The organism is Streptomyces sp. NPDC056296 (assembly GCF_042268605.1).
In the GTDB taxonomy this organism is placed as follows: Bacteria; Actinomycetota; Actinomycetes; order Streptomycetales; family Streptomycetaceae; genus Streptomyces.
The window spans coordinates 115,581-121,026 of the sequence record NZ_JBHJRX010000026.1 but is presented as its reverse complement, the minus strand read 5'-3'; the positions used below and the strand labels follow the sequence as shown (position 1 = coordinate 121,026).

Here is a 5,446-nt window from a genome sequence, read left to right as displayed (position 1 = left end):
GCGGCGGTCGCGACCGGGTCCTTGGCCATGCCGTCGAACGAACCGGCACCGTCCTTCGGCACCGACGAACACGCCGGACCGAACGGCTCGTCCGCGCCGGCCATGTCGCCGCCGGTGTCGGCGGACTGGTCGTCGGTGGCCGCGGGGGCCGAGGAGGCCGCCTGGGCGGAGTCCGACGAGCCGCTGTCGCCGTCGTCGGAGCAAGCGACCAGGGCCAGGGGCAGGATGGCGGCCGCGGCGACGGCGACGGCGGAACGGCGAATACGGGCGTTCATGGATTCTCCCGGATAAAAGGGCAGCCCGAAGGCTGCGTTGGTGCTGATTACGGCGGTGAAGTGGTGGTCGGGCGTCGGGGTGCGCGGCCCCGGTCGTCGTCAGTCGTCGGACCCGCGCCGGTCCCGGTCGGCATCCCTCGTCGCGGCGAGCACGCTCGGAGGTTCCGCGCTCGCCGCGGGGGTGTCCCCGCTCGGCCGGGGGCCCGGCGCGGGCGTGTGGGGGTCGAACCGTCCCGCTCGTATGGACGGCGGAGTGCCTGGGCGGGCGGGCCGCTGTCGGTGTGTCCTCGGTTCTTCCCTCACATGGGGAATCCGGAGCCGGCCCGGCTCCGGATTGGCCGATCACCCGATCGAGTGAAGATGTTTCGCAAGTACGCCTGTGACCTGGGGGTTTCTTCGACGGCGAAGGACGCTCAGAGAGGCGTCGCGGCGCGGAGGACGAGGAACATCGTGACGGCGGCGTTCGCGGACGACATCGCCGACACCGCGGTTCCGGCGGCCGCGGCCCAGGCCGCCAGGCCCACCGAGGTGAAGACCGAGGGCCAGGTGCGGACCGCGGGAGCGGGGCCCAGCAGGGCCGCCACCCGGCGCGGTACCGGACCGGGGGCCGCCAGGCCGGCGAGGGTGGCGACCGGGGTGCCCCGGGAGACGAGGGCCGCCTTGCCGATCGCGGTCGCCACCACGCGGCGGCTGCCGACCGCCCGTGCGGCCGCCTCGTCCGCCCACCGCTCCGCCGTGAAGGACACGGCGGTCCGCAGGGGCCGCAGGAACGGGTTGGCCAGGGCGGCGAGCCGGACGGCGAGCAGGAAGCGATGGTGCCGAGCGGTGAGGTGGGCCCGCTCGTGGGCGAACAGCGCGCGCCGCTCGGCCGGTACGAGGCGGTCGAGCAGGGCCGTGGTCACCACCACACGGTCCCGGCGTCCGCCGGGCAGCGCGTACGCGTAGGGCACGTCGTCCGGCAGTACGGCCACCCCGGTGCCCGGCAGGCCGGCCAGCGCGCGGTGGGCACGGCGACGCACCCTGCCGTGCCGCCACAGGGCTCGCGCCGAGGCCACGACCACCGCGCACAGCGCGGGGATCGCCGCCTTGCCGACGACCTCGTCGTACGGCACCGCCGCCCGCACCTCAGGGTCGGACCAGCCGTCCGGCAGGGGGTTGCCCGGCAGCTGGGCGGTGCCGACCACCATCACCAGGGTCAGGCACACCGTGCTGCACAGGGCCATCACCGCGGCCACGGCGGTGAGCAGCCTGGTCGCGGTCCGCGGGTGCAGATGCTGTTCCGCCAGCCGGGCGATCGGCCACGCCGTCAACGGCAGGACCAGCGGCAGGAAGACGAATACCCCCATGTGGCGTCAGCCGTCCCCCGCGTCGCGTGCGTGACGCAGCAGTTCGCGCAGCAGCCGCTCGTCGTCCGGGGCGAGGCCGGTGACGAAGCTGGCCAGCACCGCTTCCCGGTCGCTCTCGGCGTCCAGGACCTTGCGCATCTTCCGGGCGGCAAGGCCCGCCTGGTCCGAGGCGGGTGTCCAGGCGAAGGAGCGGCCCGCGCGCTCGCGACCGACCGCACCCTTCTCCAGCAGCCGGGTCAGGATCGTGATCACCGTGGTGTAGGCGAGGTCGCCGCCCAGGCGCTCCTGCACCCAGCCGGCCGTCGCGGGGCCGTCCGCCTCGCGCAGCGCCGACAGCACCAGCGCCTCCAGCTCGCCCTGCCCCCGCCGCCGCGGACGCCGGTGATCGGTCACGGCCCGTCTCCTTCCGCCGCTGTACGTCTTCCGAGGCCACATCGTATAGAAGGCTTTCTTCTACAGTGCTGTAGATTGACTGGCGGACGTGATCAGCAAAGGTGATCAGCAGACCTGACGAAGGAGAACGCAGTGGGAGTTTCCCTGGCCAAGGGCGGCAACGTCTCGCTCAGCAAGGAGGCACCCGGCCTGACCGCGGTCGTCGTCGGCCTCGGCTGGGACGTGCGCACCACGACCGGCACCGACCACGACCTCGACGCCTCCGCGCTGCTCCTCGACACCTCCGGCAAGGTGCTCTCCGACGGGCACTTCGTCTTCTACAACAACCTCACCAGCCCGGACGGCTCGGTCGAGCACACCGGTGACAACCTCACCGGCGAGGGCGAGGGCGACGACGAGTCGGTCAAGGTGAACCTCGCCGCCGTCCCCGCCGAGGTCGACCGGATCGTCTTCCCCGTCTCCATCCACGACGCGGAGAACCGGGGCCAGAGCTTCGGCCAGGTCCGCAACGCCTTCATCCGGGTCGTCAACCAGGCGGGCAACCAGGAACTCGCCCGCTACGACCTCTCCGAGGACGCCTCGACCGAGACCGCGATGGTCTTCGGCGAGCTGTACCGGCACGGCGCCGAGTGGAAGTTCCGGGCCGTTGGACAGGGGTACGCCTCGGGCCTTTCGGGCATCGCCGCCGACTTCGGCGTCAACGTCTGACCGGACCCGGCGCGGTCAGCGGTCCGTGGCGCAGCAGCCGTCCGCCCCTCCGGTGGCCGGCGCGGGGTCGAGGCGGCAGAAGCAGGAGGCCTCGACCGGGACGTCCGCCAGCGCGGTGGCGAGCTTCAGCTGCTGTGCCACGATCCGCGCCTCCCCCTCCTTGCCCAGCCGCACCAGGCACTCGTGGAGTCCGTGCAGGGCCCAGACGTTGCCGGGGTGCTGCAGGGCGCGGGGCAGGGTGTCGTCCAGGCCCAGGTCGGCCCGGTAGACCGCCTCGGCCTCCGCGACCCGGCCCTGTTCCAGGAGCAGGGCACCGTAGGCGTGCCGGGTGGGCTGCATCCAGCCCCACGGTTCGTCGTAGGGGAGGCTGTCGTCCAGGGCGATCGACCGTTCCAGGGCGGCGAAGGCGGCGATGTGGTCGCCCTTGCGGTACTCCAGTTCGCCGTCGAGCATGGCGGAGGCGATGGCGAGGATGTCGGCGCAGGTGTTGTTGAACAGCGTGCGTGTCACCGGAACCCGGGTGACCGCCTCGCGGAACAGGACGCGTTCGGTCTCCGCCTCGGCGACCTTGCCGGTGGCCGAGAGGGCGACCCCGCGGGCGTAGTGGAGCATCGCGGTCGTCACGCAGTACAGGCGCGGGTCGGCGGGAAGCGGCAGCCCGAGGATGTCCGCCCAGCGGCCGAACCGGATCAGGACGTGCACCCGCATGGCCACGAAACCCTCCAGCCAGTCGGCCATCGGCGGGCTCTCGACGCGCAGCAGTTCCTCGGGGACCGACGCCTCCAGCTGTGCCGCGGTGTCCAGGGCGATGTCGTATCGGCCGAGGAACATCGCGCCGTAGATCCTGAAGTGGTAGTTGTGCGAGCGGTAGAGGGTGTAGAAGTTCATCGCCCCGGCCCGCGCCCGGTACTTCTCGTCGGCGGCGATCGCGGCGCTGTTGTCCGACACGACGCGCCGGTAGTCGCCGCACAGCACTTCGAGGTGGGACGGCATGTGGTTGAGGTGCCCGGCGTCGGGGACCAGGCCGCGCAGCCGGTCGGCGACACCGAGGGCCGCCTCGGGGGTGGCGGACATCTCCATCAGGTGGATGTACAGGTGCAGGACGCCGGGGTGCTCGCGTCCGCCCTCGGTGGCCAGGGCCCGGTCGAGGACGTCCTTCGCCTCCAGGGTGCGGGCGCCCTCGGCGGGCAGTCCGGTGCGCAGGTCCCAGAGCTGCCAGGGTGTCAGGTTCATGAGCGCGTCGGCGTAGAGGGTGGCCACGTCCAGGTCGCCGGGGGCTAGTTTCTGAACGGCCCGCATGCTCTCGGCGTACGGCTCGTTCCACACCGAGCAGTCCTCGACGGCGCGCGCCTGCGGGTAACGGGCGCGCAGGGCGCCGATCAGGGCGCGTTCGAGCGGGGTGGCGGAGCGGGCCGCCTTCTCGTGGGCGAGTTCGACGGCGGCGTGGGTGCGGTCGACGGTACGCGTCAGCTCGGCGGCGTCGAAAGCCTCCCACGGCTTGTTGTAGTTCGGGCCGAGGGCGTAGGCGATGCCCCACTGGGCCATGGCGCAGTCCGGGTCGGCCTCGGCGGCGGCCTCGAAGCAGGCGACGGCCTCCTCGTGGTGGAAGCCGTACGTCCACACCAGCCCGCGGTCGAACCACCGCTGGGCCTCGGGGGACGAGGTCGTCACCGGACGACCGTGGGTGCCGAGGTCGTAGTAGTCCATGGGGTCCATGAGGGGACGTATACCGCACTCCGGGACGGCCACGAAGTACTTCGCGGGACGGTCACACCGACCGGTGTCCCCGCCGGACGCGGCGCGCCCGACGGGGGTGGGGGGACGGGATGGCGCGGATCAGCCGAAGTCGACGTCGCTGCACAGGAAGTACGTCTGGTCCATGTGCGACGCCTGCCAGATCGTGTAGACGACGTGCCGGCCGCTCAGGCCCGAGGTGCTCACCGGGATCTCGTAGTTCTGGCTGGGCGCGTACCTGCCGGTCGTCGCGACCAGTTGGAGGTCGTCCCAGCCCATGGGCTGCGTGGCGGGGTCGAAGCCCTGCCGGGTGACGTAGACCTTGAAGTAGTCGGCGCCGTGGCTGGCCTGGTCGTACAGCTTGACGGTGAAGTTGTCGGTGACGTCCGTGGTCTGCCAGGCGCCCACGGTGTCCAGGGAGTTGTAGCGCCCGCCCTCGGTCCGGCCGCCGCTGCACAGTTGGCCGTCGGGAACGACGGCCTCGAAGTTGCCCGCGGAGCCGTTGCGGTACAGGCCGTTCCAGTTCCACATGGCGTTGGGGTTGTCCTGCCAGGCCTGCCAGCACATGGGGTCTTCCTGGGCCATGGCGGGGTTCTGGAAGTCGTCGCCCCAGCGCTGCCAGCAGCCGTAGTTGCGCGAGGCGGGGTCGACGACCGAGCCGTGGGCGACGGCGGTGCCGCTCCAGGGGATCAGGGTGAGAAGTGCTGCGGTCAGGGTGCCGAGGGCCACGGTCGACGTACGCCGGACTCGTTTGTTGTGATCATGACAAGTCATGATGTCCTTCTTTCCCGTGGGGGGACAGTAGTGAAGGGTCGAGAGCTGGAAACATCAGTGGGAGCGCTCCCAAAGCCTTTCGGTGAACAGGCTGCGCCCGGGGAAACGGAATGGCAATAGTTGAAATGCGCCAGTTCCCTCCGGGCGATGGCGTGTTCGATGCGGTCGTGGGGGGGGGGGGGGGGGGGAGAGGGGGAGGGGGGAACGGGGCAGGAA

General features: G+C 71.6%; 5 protein-coding genes and 1 pseudogene. 1 reads left to right on the top strand and 5 read right to left on the bottom strand.

Going from position 1 to position 5,446, the window contains the following annotated elements; genetic code table 11:
* The 3 genes and pseudogenes from ACFCZF_RS20715 to ACFCZF_RS20705 all read right to left on the bottom strand — a co-directional run.
* Positions 1-275: pseudogene (locus tag ACFCZF_RS20715) on the bottom strand (fasciclin domain-containing protein); the annotation flags it as partial.
* A 413-nt stretch (positions 276-688) separates the two neighbouring features.
* The gene (locus ACFCZF_RS20710) at positions 689-1,621 is read right to left on the bottom strand and encodes a M56 family metallopeptidase (protein WP_376672877.1); all 933 of its coding nucleotides are present in this window, start codon (positions 1,619-1,621) and stop codon (positions 689-691) included.
* 6 nt (positions 1,622-1,627) lie between these two features.
* Positions 1,628-2,056 (bottom strand): BlaI/MecI/CopY family transcriptional regulator, encoded by a 429-nt coding sequence (locus ACFCZF_RS20705; RefSeq protein ID WP_375925398.1) that lies wholly within the window; start codon positions 2,054-2,056, stop codon positions 1,628-1,630.
* A 90-nt stretch (positions 2,057-2,146) separates the two neighbouring features.
* Between ACFCZF_RS20705 and ACFCZF_RS20700 the strand changes: the two genes are divergently transcribed.
* Positions 2,147-2,722, top strand: a complete 576-nt coding sequence (locus ACFCZF_RS20700; RefSeq protein WP_376672876.1) for a TerD family protein — start codon at positions 2,147-2,149, stop codon at positions 2,720-2,722.
* A gap of 15 nt (positions 2,723-2,737) precedes the next feature.
* On the opposite strand, the gene ACFCZF_RS20695 is transcribed toward ACFCZF_RS20700, so the two are convergent.
* Positions 2,738-4,429, bottom strand: coding sequence for a hypothetical protein (locus tag ACFCZF_RS20695; RefSeq protein ID WP_376672883.1), 1,692 nt, complete (start codon positions 4,427-4,429; stop codon positions 2,738-2,740).
* A gap of 129 nt (positions 4,430-4,558) precedes the next feature.
* On the bottom strand, positions 4,559-5,230 hold the full coding sequence (locus tag ACFCZF_RS20690; protein WP_376672875.1) for a lytic polysaccharide monooxygenase: 672 nt from the start codon (positions 5,228-5,230) through the stop codon (positions 4,559-4,561).
* Positions 5,231-5,446 lie beyond the last annotated feature (216 nt).

Excerpts from the sequence above, each read along its gene's own strand:
- ACFCZF_RS20705 (WP_375925398.1), bottom strand. The coding sequence starts at position 2,056 with ATGTGGCCTCGGAAGACGTACAGCGGCGGAAGGAGACGGGCCGTGACC.
- ACFCZF_RS20695 (WP_376672883.1), bottom strand. The coding sequence starts at position 4,429 with ATGGACTACTACGACCTCGGCACCCACGGTCGTCCGGTGACGACCTCG.
- ACFCZF_RS20710 (WP_376672877.1), bottom strand. The coding sequence starts at position 1,621 with ATGGGGGTATTCGTCTTCCTGCCGCTGGTCCTGCCGTTGACGGCGTGG.
- ACFCZF_RS20690 (WP_376672875.1), bottom strand. The coding sequence starts at position 5,230 with ATGACTTGTCATGATCACAACAAACGAGTCCGGCGTACGTCGACCGTG.